17 protein-coding genes are annotated in these 20,359 nt (G+C 53.1%); 6 read left to right on the top strand and 11 right to left on the bottom strand.

Going from position 1 to position 20,359, the window contains the following annotated elements:
* Positions 1–100 precede the first annotated feature (100 nt).
* The gene (locus tag POG22_RS14230; RefSeq protein ID WP_498905983.1) at positions 101–283 is read left to right on the top strand and encodes a hypothetical protein; all 183 of its coding nucleotides are present in this window, start codon (positions 101–103) and stop codon (positions 281–283) included.
* Here POG22_RS14230 and POG22_RS14225 read toward each other — a convergent pair.
* From POG22_RS14225 to POG22_RS14215, 3 genes are all read right to left on the bottom strand, one after another.
* Complete coding sequence (locus POG22_RS14225) at positions 280–1,680, bottom strand: (Fe-S)-binding protein (protein ID WP_498905981.1); 1,401 nt, start codon at positions 1,678–1,680, stop codon at positions 280–282. The genes POG22_RS14230 and POG22_RS14225 overlap by 4 nt on opposite strands.
* A gap of 197 nt (positions 1,681–1,877) precedes the next feature.
* Positions 1,878–2,363, bottom strand: coding sequence for a hypothetical protein (locus tag POG22_RS14220; protein WP_063717999.1), 486 nt, complete (start codon positions 2,361–2,363; stop codon positions 1,878–1,880).
* Positions 2,364–2,414: 51 nt separating this feature from the next.
* Positions 2,415–3,734, bottom strand: coding sequence for an FAD-binding oxidoreductase (locus tag POG22_RS14215; protein ID WP_063718000.1), 1,320 nt, complete (start codon positions 3,732–3,734; stop codon positions 2,415–2,417).
* Positions 3,735–3,767: 33 nt separating this feature from the next.
* Between POG22_RS14215 and hppD the strand changes: the two genes are divergently transcribed.
* On the top strand, positions 3,768–4,847 hold the full coding sequence (hppD, locus tag POG22_RS14210) for a 4-hydroxyphenylpyruvate dioxygenase (RefSeq protein ID WP_498905979.1): 1,080 nt from the start codon (positions 3,768–3,770) through the stop codon (positions 4,845–4,847).
* A 281-nt stretch (positions 4,848–5,128) separates the two neighbouring features.
* Positions 5,129–7,123: a potassium channel family protein gene (locus POG22_RS14205; RefSeq protein WP_498905978.1), complete on the top strand. Its 1,995-nt coding sequence runs from the start codon at positions 5,129–5,131 to the stop codon at positions 7,121–7,123.
* A 283-nt stretch (positions 7,124–7,406) separates the two neighbouring features.
* Here POG22_RS14205 and POG22_RS14200 read toward each other — a convergent pair whose 3' ends face one another.
* The 4 genes from POG22_RS14200 to POG22_RS14185 all read right to left on the bottom strand — a co-directional run bounded on the left by POG22_RS14200 (position 7,407) and on the right by POG22_RS14185 (position 13,282).
* Positions 7,407–9,197, bottom strand: coding sequence for a DMT family transporter (locus POG22_RS14200; protein WP_063718003.1), 1,791 nt, complete (start codon positions 9,195–9,197; stop codon positions 7,407–7,409).
* Between the two features lie 453 nt (positions 9,198–9,650).
* Positions 9,651–10,616 (bottom strand): thermonuclease family protein, encoded by a 966-nt coding sequence (locus POG22_RS14195; protein WP_063718005.1) that lies wholly within the window; start codon positions 10,614–10,616, stop codon positions 9,651–9,653.
* 22 nt (positions 10,617–10,638) lie between these two features.
* Complete coding sequence (tyrS, locus tag POG22_RS14190; protein ID WP_063718006.1) at positions 10,639–11,850, bottom strand: tyrosine--tRNA ligase; 1,212 nt, start codon at positions 11,848–11,850, stop codon at positions 10,639–10,641.
* A 112-nt stretch (positions 11,851–11,962) separates the two neighbouring features.
* Positions 11,963–13,282, bottom strand: a complete 1,320-nt coding sequence (locus POG22_RS14185; RefSeq protein ID WP_498905976.1) for an RNA-guided endonuclease InsQ/TnpB family protein — start codon at positions 13,280–13,282, stop codon at positions 11,963–11,965.
* Between the two features lie 345 nt (positions 13,283–13,627).
* Between POG22_RS14185 and POG22_RS14180 the strand changes: the two genes are divergently transcribed.
* Positions 13,628–15,550 (top strand): transglycosylase domain-containing protein, encoded by a 1,923-nt coding sequence (locus POG22_RS14180; protein WP_063715486.1) that lies wholly within the window; start codon positions 13,628–13,630, stop codon positions 15,548–15,550.
* Between the two features lie 24 nt (positions 15,551–15,574).
* Here POG22_RS14180 and POG22_RS14175 read toward each other — a convergent pair whose 3' ends face one another.
* Positions 15,575–15,901, bottom strand: coding sequence for a DUF1825 family protein (locus POG22_RS14175; RefSeq protein WP_017660459.1), 327 nt, complete (start codon positions 15,899–15,901; stop codon positions 15,575–15,577).
* Between the two features lie 282 nt (positions 15,902–16,183).
* Here POG22_RS14175 and tsaB point away from each other — a divergent pair, with 282 nt between their 5' ends.
* Positions 16,184–16,825 carry a tRNA (adenosine(37)-N6)-threonylcarbamoyltransferase complex dimerization subunit type 1 TsaB gene (gene tsaB, locus POG22_RS14170; protein WP_063715485.1) on the top strand — a complete coding sequence of 214 codons (642 nt, stop codon included), beginning with the start codon at positions 16,184–16,186 and terminating at the stop codon, positions 16,823–16,825.
* A gap of 9 nt (positions 16,826–16,834) precedes the next feature.
* On the opposite strand, the gene POG22_RS14165 is transcribed toward tsaB, so the two are convergent.
* From POG22_RS14165 to POG22_RS14155, 3 genes are all read right to left on the bottom strand, one after another.
* On the bottom strand, positions 16,835–17,320 hold the full coding sequence (locus tag POG22_RS14165) for a VOC family protein (protein WP_063715484.1): 486 nt from the start codon (positions 17,318–17,320) through the stop codon (positions 16,835–16,837).
* Between the two features lie 61 nt (positions 17,321–17,381).
* Positions 17,382–18,569, bottom strand: coding sequence for a TRC40/GET3/ArsA family transport-energizing ATPase (locus POG22_RS14160; RefSeq protein ID WP_063715483.1), 1,188 nt, complete (start codon positions 18,567–18,569; stop codon positions 17,382–17,384).
* Positions 18,570–18,646: 77 nt separating this feature from the next.
* Positions 18,647–19,033, bottom strand: a complete 387-nt coding sequence (locus POG22_RS14155; protein ID WP_498905973.1) for a C6orf136 family protein — start codon at positions 19,031–19,033, stop codon at positions 18,647–18,649.
* Between the two features lie 378 nt (positions 19,034–19,411).
* Between POG22_RS14155 and POG22_RS14150 the strand changes: the two genes are divergently transcribed.
* Complete coding sequence (locus POG22_RS14150; protein ID WP_017660465.1) at positions 19,412–20,011, top strand: peroxiredoxin; 600 nt, start codon at positions 19,412–19,414, stop codon at positions 20,009–20,011.
* Positions 20,012–20,359 lie beyond the last annotated feature (348 nt).

Raw genomic sequence — 20,359 nt, 5'->3', positions numbered from 1 at the left:
AAATTTAACGAAAATCAATCTTCTTTTGGGGATACGATCTTCGATAAGAGCTTCTGAAATCGACGTAAAATCAAGAGTTCCAGGATTTATCGAGAAAATCATGCGAAGTTTTCAACTCGAGAAGCTCAACCTCCTCCGATCGTCGTCGGCGATCGCCAACATCGAATCAGTTTCCCCAACATTGAGTAAGTTCGATCGCAGGATCGGGATATCGCTTGCTGCGGCGATCGCCGATCGAGAAGATGGACTTCACCGATGGCGATCCCGTCGCCGCCAAAACTAAACCCCCAACATCTCGCCCCGAATCGACAAATCCAGCAGCTCGATCGGGTGGCGTAACGGAATCTCGCGACCCTGCAAAGCCAAATGCTTCTGAATTTGCAACGAACACCCCGGATTCGCCGACGCAATTAACGAAGCTCCCGTATTCGCTAAATTCTCGACCTTTTGCTGTCCCAACTCGTCAGCCACTTCTGGCTGCAACATATTATAAACTCCCGCACTCCCACAACATAACGCCGCATCTAAAGGTTCTCGTAACGTAACGTTGGGAATTTGACGCAAGAGTTCTCGCGGTTGAGAACTAATTTTTTGACCGTGGATGAGATGACACGCATCTTGATAGACGATCGCCAACTCTTCATCCGCAATCGGATGTAACTTCGTCGTCAAGCCCACCGCCGCTAAAAACTCGTTTACGTCTTTGACTTTGTTCGTAAAAGCTTCAGCTTTCTCTCGGTAAACCGGATCGTCTTGCAAAATATGACCGTATTCCTTTAACGTATGACCGCAACCCGCCGCATTAATAATGACGAAATCGACGTTCGTTTCCTCAAAACTATCGATGTTTTGACGGGCGAGTGCTTGAGCTTGGGCTTCTTGTCCCTGGTGGGCGGGTAACGCCCCACAACAGCCCTGAGATTTGGGAATGACGATTTCGCAACCGTTGGCGGTGAGAACGCGGGCTGTGGCTTCGTTAACGGGGTTGAAAAACAGTTGTTGGACGCAGCCGAGCAGCATTCCTACGCGATAGCGTTTTTCGCCTCGGGCGGGGATGATATCGGGAAAGTTGGGTTTAAAGGCGTCGGGGGTAATTTGCGGGAGAATCGACTCCATCGCCCCCAATCGTGGAAACCAGCGGTTGAGGAATCCCGTCGATCGCATAAATTTCTGCAATCCTAACTTTTGATACGCCATCAGAGGATACAACAGCGGACGCAGGCGATCGGGGTAAGGGAACAGGTTAAAAATAAGGCTGCGAATCAGGCGATCGCCGATCGATCGCGAGACGTTGCGTTCGACTTGCGGACGAGTAGCGGCGATGAGTTTGTCGTATTCAACGCCAGAAGGACAGGTGGTGACACAAGCCAGACACCCCAAACAGGAATCGAAATGTTGAACCGTAGCGGGTTCGAGTTCGGCTTCGCCGTTGTGAATCGCATCCATTAAGTAAATACGTCCTCGAGGCGAATCCATCTCTTTTCCGATGACGCGGTAACTCGGACAAGTCGCCAGACAAAAGCCGCAGTGAACGCAGGTGTCGATCAGTTCCGGTTTGGGCGGATTTTGCGAATCGAATCCGTCTTTCGGGAGTTCGCCGAGATGGGGGTTTTGTTGGAGGAAATTACTATTTTTAGCAGGGATGCGGTTGGTTTCAGTGGGGTTCGGTTGAGTTTGCATATTTAGGGTGAGGATGCGATCGAACGGTTTTGAAGAAAATTTATCGAAAACGAGCCTCGTAACAGAAAGACGGAGTCTTCGAGGTCTTTGAGAAAGTCGGTTCGGACTCCGTCTGGCTGCGAGAGAACGCTTAAGCTTTTACTGGTGGGGAGGTTGGCGGTATTCAGCCCTCACCTCTCCCGCCCAGAGGAGCTTTATCACGAACTTTTGTCTTGAGAAGTTTCTGAAGTCGTTTCTAAAGGAGTTTTTACGGTTGTCTCGTCGGACTCGGAACTTTCGGAACTGGTGACAGTCACCGTTTCGTTAGCTGGAAGGGGTTCGATCGCCTGAATCGGTTGGGGATCGTTTTCGATTCCTAACTGTTCTTTAGCCCGATCGATCGCGAAAGCGGTTCCCGACGAACTCGCTGACAGGAGGGCTTTTCCAGCTTCGTTGAATAGATTTTCGTGGTCGCGGCGTTCTTGGTTTTCATACCAAACCTTGGCGTTTCTCCCGATTTGGGTAGCGTATCCCCATCCCCAGACGAAAATGAGAAATACTAAGCAGAACATCATCCACAACAACAGGGCGGTTTCTTTAACGATGTTCCAAGTCAGTTGGAAGGCTTTGGAGTAAGTTTCGCCGGTGTTGGGGGAAAAGACGAGTTCTCCCACAGTGGCGAATTGGGTTTTGAGTTTATTCATCGATTAAAGCTCCATGCAGTATCGATCGGCAGTAATATTTAAACGATAAACCTAAACGATAAACCGTTTCGGACTCAGTCGGTTCTGAGGATCGAACTTGGCTTTAATTTGCTGCATGGCGGTTTGAGCGTTTCCGACATAGCCCCAAACGTCGAGTTGGCGTTTGAGAGATTGGGGGGCTTCGAGAATTGTCAGGAAGCCGCTGTTGTTTTGGAGGTGGTTTCGCAGGTTCAGCAAGTTCGAGGTTGTCGCCAGTGGCGTGGGAACGCGAACTCGCCCTAAACCGCATCCGGCGTGAACCACAGCGATCGCCTCTCCGCGAAATTGTTCGTCGAGATACTGCAACGCAGCCACGGCTGAGGTGGGGCGTATTCCTATTTTCCCGAGAACTCGAGTTTCGGGATCGTCGGTTTCAATCAGAATTCGCGATCGCTCCCATAAGTCGGTTTCTGATTTCGCTTCGGCGTCGTCGCGGTAACTTGTCGCCGTCAACCCCAGGGTTTCGCCGAGTTCTCGAACGCGATCGATCTGCTGTTGGACACTTTCGGCGACGCTTTGGAAGCGAACCAACACCCCGAAACCGCTTTCCAATTCCAAAGATTTGACGATTCCCGGTGACAGGAGATCGATCGCTGTGGGTGTTAACGCCGAGGTTAAAATCGTTTGTGCGACACTGGCGATCGCCTCAGCCTCTCCACAGAGGGCGATGGTTGCAGAAGTTTCGGGAATCGGATACAAGCGAAACGTTAGCTGTGTCGCGATCGCCAAAGTTCCGTAAGAACCCGTCAGAAGTTTCATCAAATCGTAGCCAGCGACGTTTTTCACCACTCGCCCCCCCGCTTTGACGATTTCCCCATCCGATCGCACAAAGGAAATCCCAATCAGGCGATCGCGAACGCTGTTATATCGCTGTCGCCAACTTCCCATATCCCCCGTGGCGACAATTCCTCCGAGGGTAGCGTCGTCGGGATAACTCGGATCGAGGGCGAGAAATTGTCGAGATTGCGCCAAAATTGAATTGAGATGGTGTAACGTCGCTCCAGCTTCGACGGTGAGGGTGAGATCGCCGACTGCGTGTTCGACGATGCGATCGAGCCGTTTCGTACTGACCACCACCTCGACATCTTCGACGACGCCGCCCCAGTGCAGTTTACTCCCGTTTCCCATCGGTAACACCCGCCAACCCTGGCGATGACACGTCGCCATCACCGTCGCTAACGTCTCTGAGGTTTTGGGATAAACAATACAAGCAGGTGGATTCCCGGCGATCGCCCGTTGGAGACGCTGACGGGAAGTTTCCTCGAGAGTTTCCCAAGTACAAACGCTGTCTTTGTCGAGGAGTCGTTCGAGTTCCGGTGTAATTTCGCCCATTCCCTACCGATTTTGTCGAGTTGTTATCTAAATATGGTACAGATCGACCACGTCCACTTCTACGTTAAAAATGCAAAAGCCGTTCGCGACGAGTTTGTCGAACGCCTAGGATTTCTTGCTGTGGGGGAACAGACGACAGACGACACCCACACCGAAATTTTGCAAACGGGGGGTTTGCGGTTTTTACTCTCGTCGCCGCTGAACGAAACCAGTTCGGTCGCCGCGTATTTAAAACAACATCCCCCAGGAGTTGCAGATGTAGCGTTTCGGGTTCGGAATTTAGAAAAAATTCTCGATCGCGTCGTGCGATCGCCTCACCCACTTTCCCGATTTCCCCTTCTCGAATCGCCCACCGTCAAACACGAAGAACGTCGCAGCCAAATCGCCGCCTGGGGTTCGTTGCGTCATACGTTAATCGAAGGTTACGGCGAAGTTGAAACCTCCGAATCGGGGACGTTTGAGGCGATCGATCATCTGGTTCTCAACGTCGAAGCGATCGCATTTTCCCAAGCCGTCAACTGGTATCGAGACATTTTCGGATTTGTCCCCAAACAGCAATTTTCTATCGCTACCGATCGCTCGTCGCTGCATTCCCAAGTTATGGTACATCCCGAAACGGGGGTTCAGCTTCCCATCAACGAACCCACCTCGGAAAATTCCCAAATTCAAGAGTTTTTAGAGTTTAACAACGGGGCGGGACTTCAACATATTGCTTTAAGAACCTCTGATATTTTGAAAACCGTTTCTCGGATGCGTCGCGCGGGGGTCGATTTTTTAGAAGTTCCCGACACTTACTTCGATCGTGTTTGTCGGAAACCGGGGTTTAATTTAGATTTTGAGGAGTTCGAGCATATTCGACAACAAGAAATTCTCGTCGATTGGATACCGTCTAAAAAGCCTGCTTTTTTACTTCAGACGTTTACGAAGCCCATTTTTCCCGAGCCGACATTTTTCTTTGAGGTAATTGAAAGACGTATGGGGATTTATGATGACGAAAAACGAGAAGCAAAAGGATTTGGTGAAGGAAATTTTAAAGCATTATTCGAGGCGATCGAGCGTCAGCAACTTCAGCGTGATTTCGGGTCAAATGAATTAGGTAAAGATAGAATTTAATACAAGCCAGAAAAGATAATTTTCACCGCAAAAAAACAATTTAATGGGGAATTTTAAAAAAATAAATTATATCAAGTTGGAGTCTCTGCATTGAATTGAGCTGTTGTTGGGTTTCGCGATCGCTTCACCCCTGGGCGGCAGCGTTGCTGAAGTCCAACCTACCCCAGACTCATGTTTTTACATCCATTGAGATGCACCCAACACGTTACCCTTCCTCGATCGATCGCCGGCCACCAATGCCATAATCAGATCGACGATCGACCCGCTTTTAATTTCGGCTGATGTCGGACGATGCACTCCCCGAACTCGACCTTTTCCTCGTGTGTGGCTTGGGAAGCATGGGACAACAGTGTGTCGTAGCACTCAAAGACTTCGGTGTGCGCGTTATCGGAATCGAACTCACGCAACCGAGTTACTGGGACATCCCCAACCTGCCCGAGTTGCTCGACGATCTCATTATCGGCGATTGTCGTCAGAACCACGTGTTCGAGCAAGCCCAAATCCACCGCTGTCGCGCCGTTCTCCTCGTCACCAGCGACGAAGCCATCAACATCGAAACCGCCCTCGCCGTGCGTCGCCTCAACCCTCATACTCGTCTCGTGGTGCGATCGGCAAAAGACACCCTCAACCAACTTTTGCAGCGACAACTGGGTAACTTTATCGCCCTCGAACCGACGCAACTTCCCGTGACAGCCTTCGCCTTGGCTGCCCTTTCCGCCAAAACTTTAGGCTTTTTCAACCTCGACGGAACCTGGCTGCGGGTGGTACGCCGCAAAATCGAACCGTCTCATTCCTGGTGCGGGCGCAGTCTCTACGAACTCAACAGCCGGACTCAACGGATGTTAGCCCATTCGGGCAACTGGCAAGATACCGCCGAACCGTTCCACTGCTGGCATCCCGAAACCGAGATTTGTCCTTCAGACGTAGTGGTGTATGTCGAAACCACCGATCGCTGGACGTTTCGCCGCCCCAGAAACCGAAAGAGCGATCGCCTCGAGTCTCCCTGGCGTCGCTTCTACCCCCACGCACTCAAACGCCTGTGGGTCAAAATTTGGTCGAATCCCAGCGATCGCGCGTGGCGAGTGGCGATCGTCTGCGGAATCACTGTGTTCGCCTTGCTGGGAATCGGAACGGTACTGTTTCATCGCTACTATCCCGAAACCACTTGGATGTCAGCATTTTACGCCACGGCGATCCTGCTTCTGGGGGGCTATTCCGACTTATTCGGCGACTTTACCCCCCTTCCGTTCGACATTCCCCACTGGTTGCAATCCTTCGGACTTCTACTCACCTTAGCGGGAACGGCGTTCGTGGGGGTACTCTACGCTCTCCTCACCCAAGCCCTACTCTCGGCGCGATTTCAGTTTACCCAACAACGCCCGCCCCTTCCGACGCGGGATTTCATCGTTATCGTCGGTTTGGGACGCGTCGGACAGCGAGTCGCAGCTCTGTTACAGTCGTTCCAACAGGCGATCGTCGGCGTCGCCTTCAACACCGATCTCGATCCCCACATCCTCCCCCAAATTCCCCTGTTAATCGGTTCCCCTCGAGAAGTGCTACCGAACGTTAACTTCGCCGACGCCCAAAGCGTTCTGGTGTTAACCGACGAAGAAATTACCAACACTGAAGTCGCCCTTATCGCCCGAGAAGCCAACCCGACAGTCCGTTTAGCCATTCGCACCCAACACCAACGTCTCAGCGAAGATTTAGCGCAGTTGTTTCCCACCGCCCAAATTATCTGTGCTTACGCTGTCGCTGCCGAAGCCTTTGCTGGGGCAGCGTTCGGGGAGAAGATTCTCAGTTTGCTGCGTCTTAACGATACGACGGTGTTGGTGACGGAGTATCGAGTCGAAGCCGGAGATACCCTCAACGGGTTGATGTTGGCGGATGTCGCCTACGGGTATGGGGTGGTTCCGTTACTGCACCAGCGATTCCGAGGTTCGTCGAAGTTGATGCCCCTCGACGATATCGTGTTGGAAGTGGGCGATCGCCTGATCGTGTTAGCCACTAGCGAAGGCTTGCGCCGCGTCGAATACGGCGATCGCTCTCGATTCGATCGCAACACCCGGATTCGCGTCACTCGCGCCATTACTCCCGATAGTGCCTTTGAAGGGGCTAACGCCATTTCCCGCATCGCCGGGTACAGTCTCAAAGAGGCGCGAGAGATCTTCGATCGCCTCCCGACAACCCTACCGACGCCCCTCTATTCCCATCAAGCCTGGCGTTTACTCCGCGCCTTGTATCAAGCCAGAGTGGACGCCCAGATCGTCAGGTGAATCGAGGACTCAAGCTTGCCTCCGATCCCGGAGATCCCCGGCATCTTGGAGATGCCGGGGATCTGGCCTGAGTTCTTTAACAGATTTTATGTCTTTTGTCAATCCCCGATCTCGAAAAGTTTTCTGTACCACTGAGGGCTTAGCGGTGCAGAAAACTCAGAAGGGTCGTAGGAAAGGGTCGTAGTAGACCTCTACATTTGGTGTGGGTAAGGCTTAATCGCGTAAGTCCAGATCGGTTAACTGTTTTCATGGGTGAGTCGCGACCGATCGCTGCTGACTGCGGCTATTTCTTCGAGAGGAACATTCGCTCCAAACTCAATCCCACGACCCCCGCCGTCACGATAAACATTCCAACAATTTGGTCGATGGCGAGTTCTTCGCCGATGATAATCAAGCCGAACAGTGCCGTTAAAGCCGGGCCGACTGCACCGACGATCGAGGCTAACGCAGCACCGGCATACTTGATCGCGAAGTTGTTGAGGACGTAACTCACCAGCGTCAGCGCCCCAAGCCAAATCCCACCGCCAATTAACGCAGTGAAATTGTCTTGCGGAACTTCGATACCCCAGTTGGCGATCGCCGCGACGAACAGTCCCAAGAACGAAAAGACAAACACCGTCGAAAAATTCGCCCAGCTAAAGGGAATCGGGTGTAACTGTTTCCCGCAAAGCTGCGTCAGCAATACGTATCCGGCGAAGGCGATCCCGGAACCGACTGCTGTAAAACTCCCCAGCAAAAACCCGCTTTCACTGAGACCGGCACTCGAAAAAACGCTGAAGAAGTCGGGAACCGTCGTAATACTCCCGAACAAAATCACTGCCATGATGACGCTGCGGATGGCTGTAGGTTTGGCGCCAAAGAACACCCACGCCCCGAGAACCGTGGCTACGGGGAAAATAAAGAATAGGGTAATCGCCACTGCCGTCGGGATGTTACCGATGGCAATGTAAATCAAGACTTGGGACAAAAACAGAGCAAAACCGCTTCCGGCCACTTGAGATTGCAGCTTACGGTTTTCCGGCCGTAGAAACTGCTGGATATCTTGCCACCATTGCGGATAAAGCTGATTCGCCAAGATGGGCATGAGCAACACCACAACCACCATGCGGAGAAACAGAATCAGCATGGAGTTGCCCAAGCTCGGCGTAATAATGCCACCCCAGTCAAACAGTCCGAAAATCGTCCGTTCGCTGAGAATGACTTTGATGCTGATGTTAAACAGCGACAGAACGGCAGCATAGGCCAGTGCCAGTAACAAACCCGTTCGGACTTGAGAGGGAGCCGTGGGTGCAGTCGGTGGCTTGTCTCGAGGAGGGGGGGCAACCTCTGCGTCTACCTCGGTAACGGGAGAGTCAACTTCGCCGCGATCGCTCCGGGTCGGCGCTGTTTGACCGTCACTAGACGAGGGAGTGGGAGACGGGGAAACAACGGGACTGCCTTGAGGCAGCGACACAGAACCGTTTGCCGGTTGGGGAAGTGGCGGTACGCGAATCGCTTCGTCTCGGAGTTCGTGACTCAGACGACTGACGAGGGTGTCGAGAATGGCTTCCCCTTGTTGTTGCAAGGTGTGGAGGCGATCGAGATGTTGGCAGAGATCGCTGCGGTAGCTGTCGAGTTCTTGACGCAGTCCGCTGTAGCTGCGGTGGAAGCTGAGATCGACGGAGTCGCGCAATCGGTCGGTTTGAGAGTTCGGCGGCGGATCGACCGTCGCCAGACGCTGTCTCACCAGTTCTTCGACTCGTGAAGAGAGTTGGTCTTCGAGGTTTCCCGCCACCAATTGCGCCAGTTGCCGCACCCACGCCTGACGGTCTTCTTCGGTTTCCAGTCCTCGAGTCGGTTCTGAACTTGAAGGGGGAACTTCAGGGGCAAGCTGTTGTTGCCGGGTTTCGAGATCGGAAATATCGCTCAGCAGTCGTGTTTTTTCCGATTGGAGACGGGTGACGTCTCGCGTTAGCTGAACGATCAGATCTTGCTGGAGATGCTTGAGATCTTGGGTCAGTGCCGCCAAGAGAGTTTCGACGGTGCGATCGTTGACGGTCTCGCCGTTGGTCAATTGTGGTTCCCTTTGCTCCATCAGTGTTTACCCTATAGTCGTAAAGGCGATCGATCGGACGACGGCTCGACAGCAGCGCGGCTACCCCGAGCGCGGGTTTGCTACAGTTCCCTAGCCATGATAGACGCTTCGCTGCGTTGCTTCTAGCGAGCGGCTGGGGAGATGAGGAGATCGGGGGATGGAGAGATGGGGGAGAAACCGTCAACTGCCCACTGTCCTCACTGTTCGCTGTTCGCTATTTGCTGTTTGCTGTAAAAGGGGAACGCAACAGCAACCAACGCGTTTTTAAGGACTTTACGGAAAAACCCACATCTTCTCGAGGAAGGTGCGGGTTTGTGGCGTTTTGCAATTTTGAAACGAGAAGAGTTTACTAAATCAGTTTGTTAAATTTTGTTTTAAATTTTGCGTTCAAGCCAGTTCCTACATTCTAAACGCAAAATGTAAAGAAAGTTATCAACTTGAGTTTACAATTCTTTATGAGACAGATTGCTGGGGATAATCGATCGCCCGATCGCCGCGAGGATCGGACTCGGCCAGCAGTGGCGGCACGTCGGACAATTGCGAGAGTTCCCGCAACACGATTTGCGGCAGGCCGCGGTGCATGGTCACGCGACCGCGTATGTAAGCATAGCCGCGCCCCCGTCCGGCATAGCGAGAGACGATCGCGCGGACTAACATCAGGCCGTCAGAACTCGAAGCCGTCGGAATCCATAACTTCAAGGGAAACAATCGCGATCCGGTAAACACGATCGCCCCCCCTTCGACGCGCTTGCGGATGCCCCCCTGTAAATCGCAAAAGACCCAAATATCGCGATGGGTGTCGATGGCGTCGAGAAGCTGGGGATAGTCCAGTTGAATCGAAATTGCCGTGCTTTGAGAACCGAGGCGTCGGAACTCGTCGATAATCGAGGCGCGATACGCCCACCACGCCACCAAACTGCTGTAATTGCGCGACGCTCCGTTTTCGTTCACGTCTGGGTTCCAAATCCCCCGTTGATGGATTTGGGCGTCGAATTCAGCCTGAGTGAAGGCGCGATCGTACAGCCGCGATCGCCCGTACTTCGTAAAATACGGACTCCAGCCTTCTTCAATCAAATACAGGTTGTAGAGACTGTCGCCTCGGTGGACGTAACACACCAAACGGCTACAGTTACCGCGATGCGCCTCCAAACAGACCTCCGGGGGATCGTCGGTATCGAATTCCAAATCCACGCGACACAACTGGCCGTTGGGTTGCGTAAAATAATCCCGCGCCAGTTTCGCCGAGGCCAACCCCGCCTCCGTTACCGGTTTTGCCGTTTCCGGGGACGGATGGGGCGTGCTTTCTTCCGTATCGACGCAAATCAAACGCACGAACTCTTGTCGGCCGTCGATACGAACTTCGATCGTATCGCCATCGACCACTTGCGTTACTTGGACATTGTGGATGCGAGTTCCCACTGTAACCGTTCCAATGTCGCGCTTATTTCACCAAGCGCACGAACTTCTTCTTCCCGACTTGCAACACTTTCCCGTCGAGTTGCGCGATCGCCTCGAACGATAGGTTAACGTCAGAGATGCGATCGCCATCTAACCGAACCGCGCCCCCTTGAATTTGACGCCGCCCTTCTCCACTACTTTTACACAAGCCGCTGGCGCTCAAAATATAAAAGAGCTTGGCGGGAAACTCCACTTCAGCCAAGGAAAACTCGGGAACGGCTTCTTCAGTTCCCGACGTACTGCCGCCCACGAGGGACATCGCCGCCTGTTGCGCCTCCTTGGCCGCTTGTTCTCCGTGATACTGCGACACGATATCGATCGCGAGAAATTTCTGCCGTTCTCGGGGATTTTCCGGCAGCCGATCTAACGGAAGTTTCGTCAACAACTCGAAATACTGCTCGATTTGCGCGTCCGGCGTTTTTTCTAACTTCGAGTACATCGACAGAGCGTCCTCTTTCAACCCGACGTAATTGTTCAACGACTTAGACATTTTCTGCGTTCCGTCGGTGCCGATGAGAATCGGAAGCAGCAAGCCGAACTGGGGCTTTTTCCCAAAATGCCGCAACAAATCCCGTCCGACAGCCAGGTTGAATTTTTGATCGGTTCCCCCGAGTTCGACATCCGCCGCGATCGCCACCGAATCGTATCCCTGCATCAACGGATAGAAAAACTCGTGTAAGTAAATGGGATTGCCTTTCTCGTAACGTTGGGCGAACCCCTCTTTCGCCAACATTTGCCCGACGGTCATCGTCCCCAGCAACTCAAGGGTTTTCGCTAAATCCAACTCCGAGAGCCATTCCGAGTTATAGCGAATTTCCAACCGTCCCGGCGTGTCGAAATCCAAAATCGGCCGCAGTTGTTCGAGGTAGGTATTCGCGTTATGCTGCACTTCCTCAGAGGTGAGTTGGCGACGAACCTCTGATTTCCCCGTCGGGTCGCCGATGCGAGCGGTAAAATCGCCAATAATGACGACAGCGGTATGGCCGGCGTCCTGAAACGCCCGCAACTTGCGAAACGGGATACTGTGACCGAGGTGTAAGTCAGATCCCGTGGGGTCGATGCCCAATTTGACCCGCAACGGGCGATCGGTTTTCGCTAAAAGGGCTTCGAGATTTTCGGTTGCGTCGTCGGAGTCGGGAACGTGGGGAAAAATTTCCTCCGTTCCCCGGTACAACCAAGACAGGTCGGAAGTCATAGTGGGTCTGGTGTGGGTGCAGCTATTCAAAACACGGCGATCGCTTCGGCTGTGCGATCGCTTAGAATTGAGTTCGTTATGATAACAGAGTGACATCCTCCCGACGCTGACCCTACGGGTACAGTGCGGGCTTCCCAACCTCACGATTGGGTATTCCTGCCCCACGCCACTTATCTAGGTCATAGACCCCCGACAGACCGACGCTCGACTCGAAGGATGCCGAACCGAGTTCGGCATCCGCTCGCTCGACTTGACAGGCTGTTTCCGTTCCCCAGAGTCCCTGGGCTACTACGTTCTCTAGTCCACGATGCAAAACCATCTCGGCTGCGGCATGGTCACGATGCGTTCGATACCCACACTCAGGACAATAATGCTCTCTGACCTCCAACCCCTTCCTAACAGTTGCCAGACAGTTGGGACAGGTTTGGCTCGTTCCGTTGGGGTCAACCTTAGCAAAGTAGACCCCACGCTTCCAGCACACCCATTCGGTCAGAGACAAAAATTGTCCAAAAGCAGCATCCACACAATCTTTTCGCAGCATCCCCCGCGTCAACCCTTTGATGTTGAGGTCTTCTGCAAAGAGGGTTTGCGCTTGGTCGCAAAGCTGGTGAGCCGTCTTCAGGTGAAAGTCTTTGCGACGGTTGGCAATCCGATGGTGCATTCTGGCCACTTCGATTTGTGCCTTCTCCCAGTTCTTAGATCCCTTCTGTTTTCGAGCCGCTCGGCGTTGCAGCCATCTCAGCTTGCGTTGCCTCGACTTGAAAAACTTGGGAGACGCCTGGTAGCTGCCATCAGATACGGTCAAGAATCGTTCCAACCCCAGGTCAATTCCAATCGCCCGACCGTGGGGCGGAACATCGGGAACCGATACGTCCGACTCGATGGTGACAACAACATACCATTGTGTACCCCGCACCCTGGACAGCACCCTTACCTGCTTCACTTTGAACCCGTCAGGGATGGGGCGATGCAGGTTGATGGGGACGTTGCCAATTTTCGGTAGCTTGATGGCGTGGCCGCTGATAGGATTACTTTTGAACTGGGGAAAGACAAAGGACTTGAACTGTCCGAACTTTTTGAAACGGGGAAAGCCATACCCCCGTTTCCGAAACGCATCCCAGGTATCGTGCAGCCTGCGAATCGTAGTTTGCAACACCTGAGAATGTACCTTGCCCAAATGCGGGAATTTCTTTTTGGCCTTGGGCAGATTGTTTTGCTGACGATGGTAGGACGGGAAAGGTTCGTCGGCGGGAACGATGTATTCCTTCTCCAGCGAACATCTGTCTATCGGACACTTACGCGCAGCTATCCAATCCTTGAGTTCGCGCAAAGCGTAGTTATATACGCCTCGGCACGTCTCAAGCCACTCCAGCAGGTCAGTTTGCTGGGCGGCATCTGGATAGATTCGGTAGGTGTAGTTCATGGTCAGCATACCTACAGCTTACCACAGACTATAGCTAATGGTAAATGCTTGTCTCATCCCCATCGAGGGGAATCGACTTTTCAAGGGGAGTCCATGTATCCCGACGCTGACCTTTCAGGTGCAGCGCGGGACTTATAGCTCCCCGAACCCCTCATGAGTTAACTCTGTCAGACGGGCATCGTGTTTTAAAGAAACAGCTCGCCCGTCGTTTGTCCGAGGGATTCGACATCGAGATCGATCTCAGTTTCGCCTCTCGAGCGATCGGCAAAATTATAGTGTAAAGTATGTCCAGTTCCAAGCTGTCGGTCTCGCGATCGTCGAACGAAGTACGTCCGTGGAGGAGGGAAAACCGCCGTGTCAACGAACGCTGTTCGAGAAAAAAAACCGCAAATTCCCGTGCGGCTTTTCCAATTCGTCCAATCGGTGGGAAAAGTAACAGCGAGTACCCTATTGGGGACCACGTTGTTAGGCAGTTCTGTCGTCGCTGGCGGACTGGTGGGGTTGGCGATCAGTTTCCGCAACCTTCCCGACGTGCGGGTGCTGCGTAGCTATATGCCCACGGAAACCAGTCACGTCTACGACGTTAACGGAGAACTACTCTACAGCATTCACGACGAAGCTAACCGGGAAGTCATCCCCCTCAACCAGATTTCTGATAACTTGAAACTGGCAGTTCTCGGCATCGAAGACAGTCATTTCTACATTCACCAAGGCATCAATCCCGGTGCTGTGTTGCGGGCGTTTTTAGCGAACTTGGAATCGGGAGAAACTGTCGAAGGGGCGTCTACCCTAACGATGCAGTTGGTGAAGAACCTGTTTCTGACGCCGGAACAGACGTTTAGCCGGAAAGTGGCCGAAGCGGTTCTCGCAATTCGTATCGAACAAATTCTCGAGAAAAACGAACTGCTCGAGCTGTATTTGAACCAAGTGTACTGGGGTCACAACCTGTACGGTGCCGAAACGGCCGCACAAAGCTTTTTCAACAAGTCGGCGCGCGATTTGACGTTGGCGGAAGCGGCGATGATGGCCGGGTTGATTCAAGCCCCCGAAGAGTTCAGTCCTTTTACGAATTACAAGTTAGCCAAGCAGCGTCAGGCGATCGTTCTCAACCGTTTGGTCGAACTCAAGTGGATTACGCCGCAAGAGGCGCAGGACGCCAAACAGCAACCGCTTCGCTTGGGACAAATTACCTCGTTCCAAACTAGCAAGGCACCTTACGTCACGGAAGCGGTGGTCAAGGAACTCACAGAGCGGTTCGGACGCGATGCCCTGCTCAAAGGCGGAATGCGCGTTCAAACCACGGTCGATCTGAAAATGCAGCGCATGGCGGAACGCACGGTGCGGGATTGGCACCAGCGGCTTTACGAACAAGGGCTGTATTACAGTTACGAAGAAGGCCAGATGGCCTTGGTGGCAGTCGATCCGAGGACGCATTTCGTGAAGGCGATCGTTGGCGGGTACGATTACGACGCCAGCCAGTTCAACCGCGCCACGCAAGCTCGCCGCCAGCCGGGATCGTCGTTTAAGCCCTTCGTGTACTATACGGCCTTCGCAACGGGCAATTACGGGCCGGAGTCCCCCGTGAACGACAGTCCGGTGAAGTATCCCGACGGGGATGGATACTATATTCCTCAAAACTATGGGGGCAGTTTTTCGGGAACGGTCAGTATTCGCAAGGCGATCGAGGTTTCGCTCAACATTCCGGCAGTCAAAATCGGTCAGGAAGTTGGGTTGAATAAGGTCATTGAAATCTGTCGGGTTCTGGGAATTGAAAGCCCCATCGATCCGGTGATTTCGCTGCCGCTGGGATCGGTGGATTTGACGCCGTTAGAGATGGCGGCGGCTTACGCTACGTTCGCCAGTAACGGCTGGCAGTCGGAGACGACCCTCATCGCTCAGGTGACCGACAGTGCGGGCAATATTATGCTCGATAACACGCCGAAACCGAGTTTGGTTCTCGATCCTTGGGCGACGGCTTCGCTGAATAGCACGCTGCAAGGCGTCATCGAGCAAGGCACGGCGACTAATGCGAAGATCGGACGACCTGCTGCTGGGAAAACTGGAACCACGTCTTCGGAACGAGATATTTGGTTCGTCGGTTACGTGCCACAACTGGCGGTTGCAGTGTGGGCGGGGAACGATAACAACGCCCCCCTCGGCTACGGTGCAACGGGTGGCGGGTTCGTCGCTCCGGTGTGGCGGGATTTCATGCAGCAAGCGCTGGCGAACGAGCCGGTGGTGGAGTTCAAGTCTCCGACAGAGTTCGATCGCCCCTAAAGCAGTCCTCGAGAGGACGAGTGTTTAATTCGGATTTTTTTCGAGTTCGGTTTTCATCCGTTCGAGGGTTTCGTGCATCCGATCGAACATTTGTTGGGGCGTAATTCCGAACTGGTTGAGTTGGGTGTTGAGCTGTTGTACGGTCATTTGAGCCATGAAGTCTTCTGACAGCTCGAATCGCTTCATGAAAACGCGATAGCGCTCCATCATTTCTTCCATGCGATCGATATACTGCTTTTTGCCTTCTCGATCGAATTTGCCGTATTTACTGCCGAGTTGTACGAGGGCTTGATAGTCCTCAAACAATTGTTTGGCCTCTTGTTGTACGATTTCTGAATCGAAAAAACCCATTGCAAACGTCCTGTTTGAAATTGCCAATTTAAACGAGTCGAAACTGACTGCCTCTGGACTCGAAACTCAGTAAAAAATTGAAGGTCGGCTCGAGCAAACCGTTCGGTTTTCGATCGCGACCGACAGGGTACGAGCTACTCTTATTTTATGACAGTTTAAAGACTCCGTTCCAATGTTAGGAGGTTGGGAAAACCCAACCCCGACAACTCGCACGAAAACTCTCATGCGATAACGAAGACTGAGATAACGAGAACTGGAAACAGGATACCTGACGATCGCAGAATGACCCAAGACTACGGTTTCGCTTTACATACCACCACTGCACGACTCGGTTTGGCCGTTGACAACTTTCGCGGTGACAGCCGCTGCCAAACCTGGGATCTCGGCCGGGGACTGTCAACTCACTTACACGTCACCCTGGCGGAGTTTCTCCCGCCTCAAACTTGGCTCGATATTGGGTTCGTAGCTGTAGCGAAAGGCCCCGGTAGCTTTACGGGGACGCGCATCGGTGTCGTCACGGCCAGAACGCTCGCCCAGCAGTTAGAAATCCCGCTGTTCGGCATTTCGACGCTGGCGGCGGTGGCGCGATCGCACGGTATGACGCACCCTGATGTGGGGGAGGCGATTCATTTAGCCGTCCAACTGAACGCCGCCCGAGAACAACTGTTTACAGGGATTTATCGCGTCGAACCTTCCGGCGAGACGGCAGTTCTTCAAAGCGATCGCGTCTCGACCGCCGATGCGTGGCAACAGACCCTCGACAACCTGAAGACGCCCTACACTCTCGTTAAAGCCGACGAAACGACCCTCGCTCGCTCGACCGACAGTCTTCTCGCTCTGGCTTATCTCGAATACCGACAGGGGAAACGCCCTCATTGGTCGGACGTGGTTCCGTTTTACGGACAGCATCCCGTGCGATCGTAAGTTTTTTTCTCATGACTCTTCGACGGCGGGATCGCAGCGGATTTCGATGAGAAAGCCGTCGGGATCGTAAAAGTACACGCCGCGTCCTGTCGGGCGACTCACCGGTCCGTGAGAAATGGGGACGTGGTGCTGACGCAAGACTTCCACCGCGCGATCGAAGTACTTTGGATGAATATCAAAGCCGAGATGGTTCGCCCGAGTAAATTCGCGCGTCGGATCGGGATCGGGAGGCGACAGTTCTGGTTCTGCAAACAAATCCAGAATCAGACCGTCTGGAGTCACGAAGTTCGCGACTTTACCCGATTTCGACAAGCTTCTAAGCGTCGCTGGAATTTCGTTTCCCGTCAACTCGCGCAGTCCCAGCATTTCGCCGTAAAATCGCCGCGAGGCTTGGATGTCTTTCACGTTGAGGGCTACGTGATGGACGCGCCGCAGCGTACCCGGAAGTAGCGTGGGTTTCGCAATATTTTTCGTAACATTTACAGAGGATTTCATGACCCGTTACCGACCGATCTGCTCTACTTCTAGTCTACTCTGAATGTCCGTCAGACGAGTCTCAAACGCGAGCAGCTTCAGTAAACTTAATTTTGAGATAGTCGTCCTCCATTTTTGCACCCGAGGGTTGAAGCGCAGCTAAGGCTTGTGGCAATACTAGATTTCGGCGATGGTTGCCGATCCGAACGTTGAGTTCGTCTCCTGTCTTCGACAGTTGAATTTTGTCTTTCGGCGTGCCGGGAAGATACAGTTCTAGGCAGTAATAGTCGGGTTGCTGGACGACGCGAATCGTGTTTTCTCGGTAGTAAACCTGGCTGGGATCTTCATCGCCATAGAGGGTATTTTTTAGACGTTCTAGGGCTTCGAGTCCGCACATTTCTTGAGAGTAAAGCGGCACTTCTTTAACGGGGAGCGGGTTGAAATTTTGGTGAATTTCTGCTTTATACTGCTGCTGTTGTTCTTTCCACTGTTGGAAAAACGGATCGTTGACGCTGTCGGGCAAAATTCGGTTGGCAATTACCAAATCCGTCGCGACGTTGTACAGGCTCAAATAGGCGTGGGCGCGAAGAGATTCTTTGATGACCATACGTTCGGGGTTCATCACCAAACGTACTGTGGTTTTGTTGGAGTCGGTGAGGACTTTTTCGAGTTCTTCAATTTGTTGGTAAAACTCGTAAGGGGCGTCCATCACTTCTTTGTCGGGGAGAGAAAAGCCAGCGATGGGTTTGAACAGCGGTTCGACGAGGGGACGCAGCGCGACGGAAATTCCCTGTAGCGGCTTGTAAAACCGTCTCATGTACCACCCGCCGACTTCGGGAATGCTCAACAGACGTAATGCGGTTCCAGTCGGAGCCGAATCGACGATCAGCACGTCGTACTCGCCTTCGTCGTAGTGGCGTTTCATTCGGACTAACCCGAAAATTTCATCCATTCCGGGGAGAATAGCCAGTTCTTCGGCTTGGACGCCTTCGAGTCCGCGAGCTTGTAAGACTTGGGTGATGTAGCGTTGAACGGCACCCCAGTTATCGGCCAGTTCGACCAAGGCATCGAGTTCGGCACCCCACAGGTTATCTCGCACCGGACGCGGTTCGTGGCTCAGTTCCATGTCGAAACTGTCAGCCAGGGAATGGGCGGGGTCGGTACTGAGTACGAGGGTTTTGTATCCGAGTTCGGCGCAGCGCAATCCCGTTGCGGCGGCGACTGAGGTTTTTCCGACGCCACCTTTCCCTGTCATGAGTATGATTCGCATCGTCCGGTTCCTTTTGTGAGAATCGCTACATACTTCTTTACTCTAGCGGTTTTCTTGGGATTCGGTAATGCAACGAATTACGGTTTTCCGATGGGGAAGTGCTGCTTGACGACATCCCATTTGGAGCAGTTCCAGTAGTCGATGTGGCTGATGATTTTTCCGGTGTCGTCGAGTTGGAGTTCGCTCCAGCCGGGGATGGAGATGCGGGGATTCCAGGGAAGCGGTGAGTTCCAGTGAAGCGTCCAGCGGGTTTCGATGCGGTTGTCGGTGCGATCGCTACTGTGTAAGTCCAGTCGTACGTTTTTGAACCACGTGCGGATGAAGTCGATGTTCTGGCGGTAGCGATCGCGTCCGCGAAACTGGTTGAGGGGATCTCGGAAGTATACGTCCTCTGCGTAGATGTCGTAGGTTTGGTGTTCGGGGAAGTTTTGGTAGTCCCGTTTGACAATTTCGAGGATGTCCATAGTTAGAAGTTACGGTGGAGGCGATCGCTCGACCGAGTTGAGAGAGCAAAAGGGGTTACTGAGATAGACAGTCGGGTTTCGCGGTGCGTGCGACCCAAACCCTCGAGTTGGGTCTGCTGGGATCTTAACCTGGAGCGATCGCGAACTCGGCTCGATTTTGTGTCGGGTCAGATCCTCGTTAAACTAGCTGGCGAGGATAGACAGAGACCGAGCTAGCCCGACGAGCCTCGGGCGATCGCTTGAAAAAATATCTCAAAATCGTTATGACTATGATAGAGTTGTAACAGTTCGTAACTCACAGTCGTCACGAACAGGACGCGCGATCGCATTGGCGATCGCAGCCGTCACGGTCTGGAGAAATAATAGGAGAAAATATCAATGACTCAAGAAGGATGCCTGCGCGTCGGTCAAGCCGCCCCCGATTTCAGCGCGACGGCGGTGGTCGATCGAGAATTCAAAACCATTAAACTGTCTGACTATCGCGGCAAATACGTCGTTTTGTTCTTCTATCCTTTAGATTTCACCTTCGTCTGTCCGACGGAAATCACGGCGTTCAGCGATCGCTACGAAGATTTCAGCAAGCTGAATACTGAAGTGCTGGGTGTTTCCTGCGACAGCGAATTTTCCCACCTGGCTTGGATTCAAACCGACCGCAAATCCGGCGGTGTCGGCGACCTCAACTATCCCTTGGTGTCCGACTTCAAAAAAGAAATCAGCTCGGCCTACAACGTCCTCGACCCCGATGCGGGTGTGGCGCTGCGCGGTCTGTTTATCATCGACAAAGACGGTATCGTCCAACACGCCACCATCAACAACCTGGCCTTCGGTCGGAACGTGGACGAAACCCTGCGGACGCTGCAAGCCATTCAGTACGTCCAAGAACACCCGGACGAAGTTTGCCCGGCTGGTTGGACTCCCGGCGAACGGACGATGAAACCCGATCCCGTGGCTTCTAAAGAGTACTTCGCCGCGATCTAGTTCGACGGTTTCAACGCGAACTACACGAAACTCCTCGAGAGTGAGAAACCCCAACGCGACCCGTTATCTTAACGAGCGGCGATCGCGCCGGGGTTTCCTTGAATTGTTTTTTTAATCGATGCCACGCCCCTCGTTATTTTGCCGAAACCGTATTAAAACGAATAAAAAAACCCAGACCATCGATCGCCTGCCGAGCGATCGGGTACAGTTGACATCCTCTCCCAGCAACCCTATCGGGTATGCAGGGAGATTCCCTGGTTCACACCAAGGATTTCCTGCTTCTCAACCTCTTGACTAGACTTGAACTCAGATAACTTCAAGTCCCCGCCAGAACGATTCCACAGGCTT

The organism is Geitlerinema sp. CS-897, assembly GCF_028368005.1.
Lineage (GTDB): Bacteria > Cyanobacteriota > Cyanobacteriia > Cyanobacteriales > Geitlerinemataceae > Baaleninema > Baaleninema simplex.
This window is presented reverse-complemented; position numbering and strand designations above follow the sequence as displayed.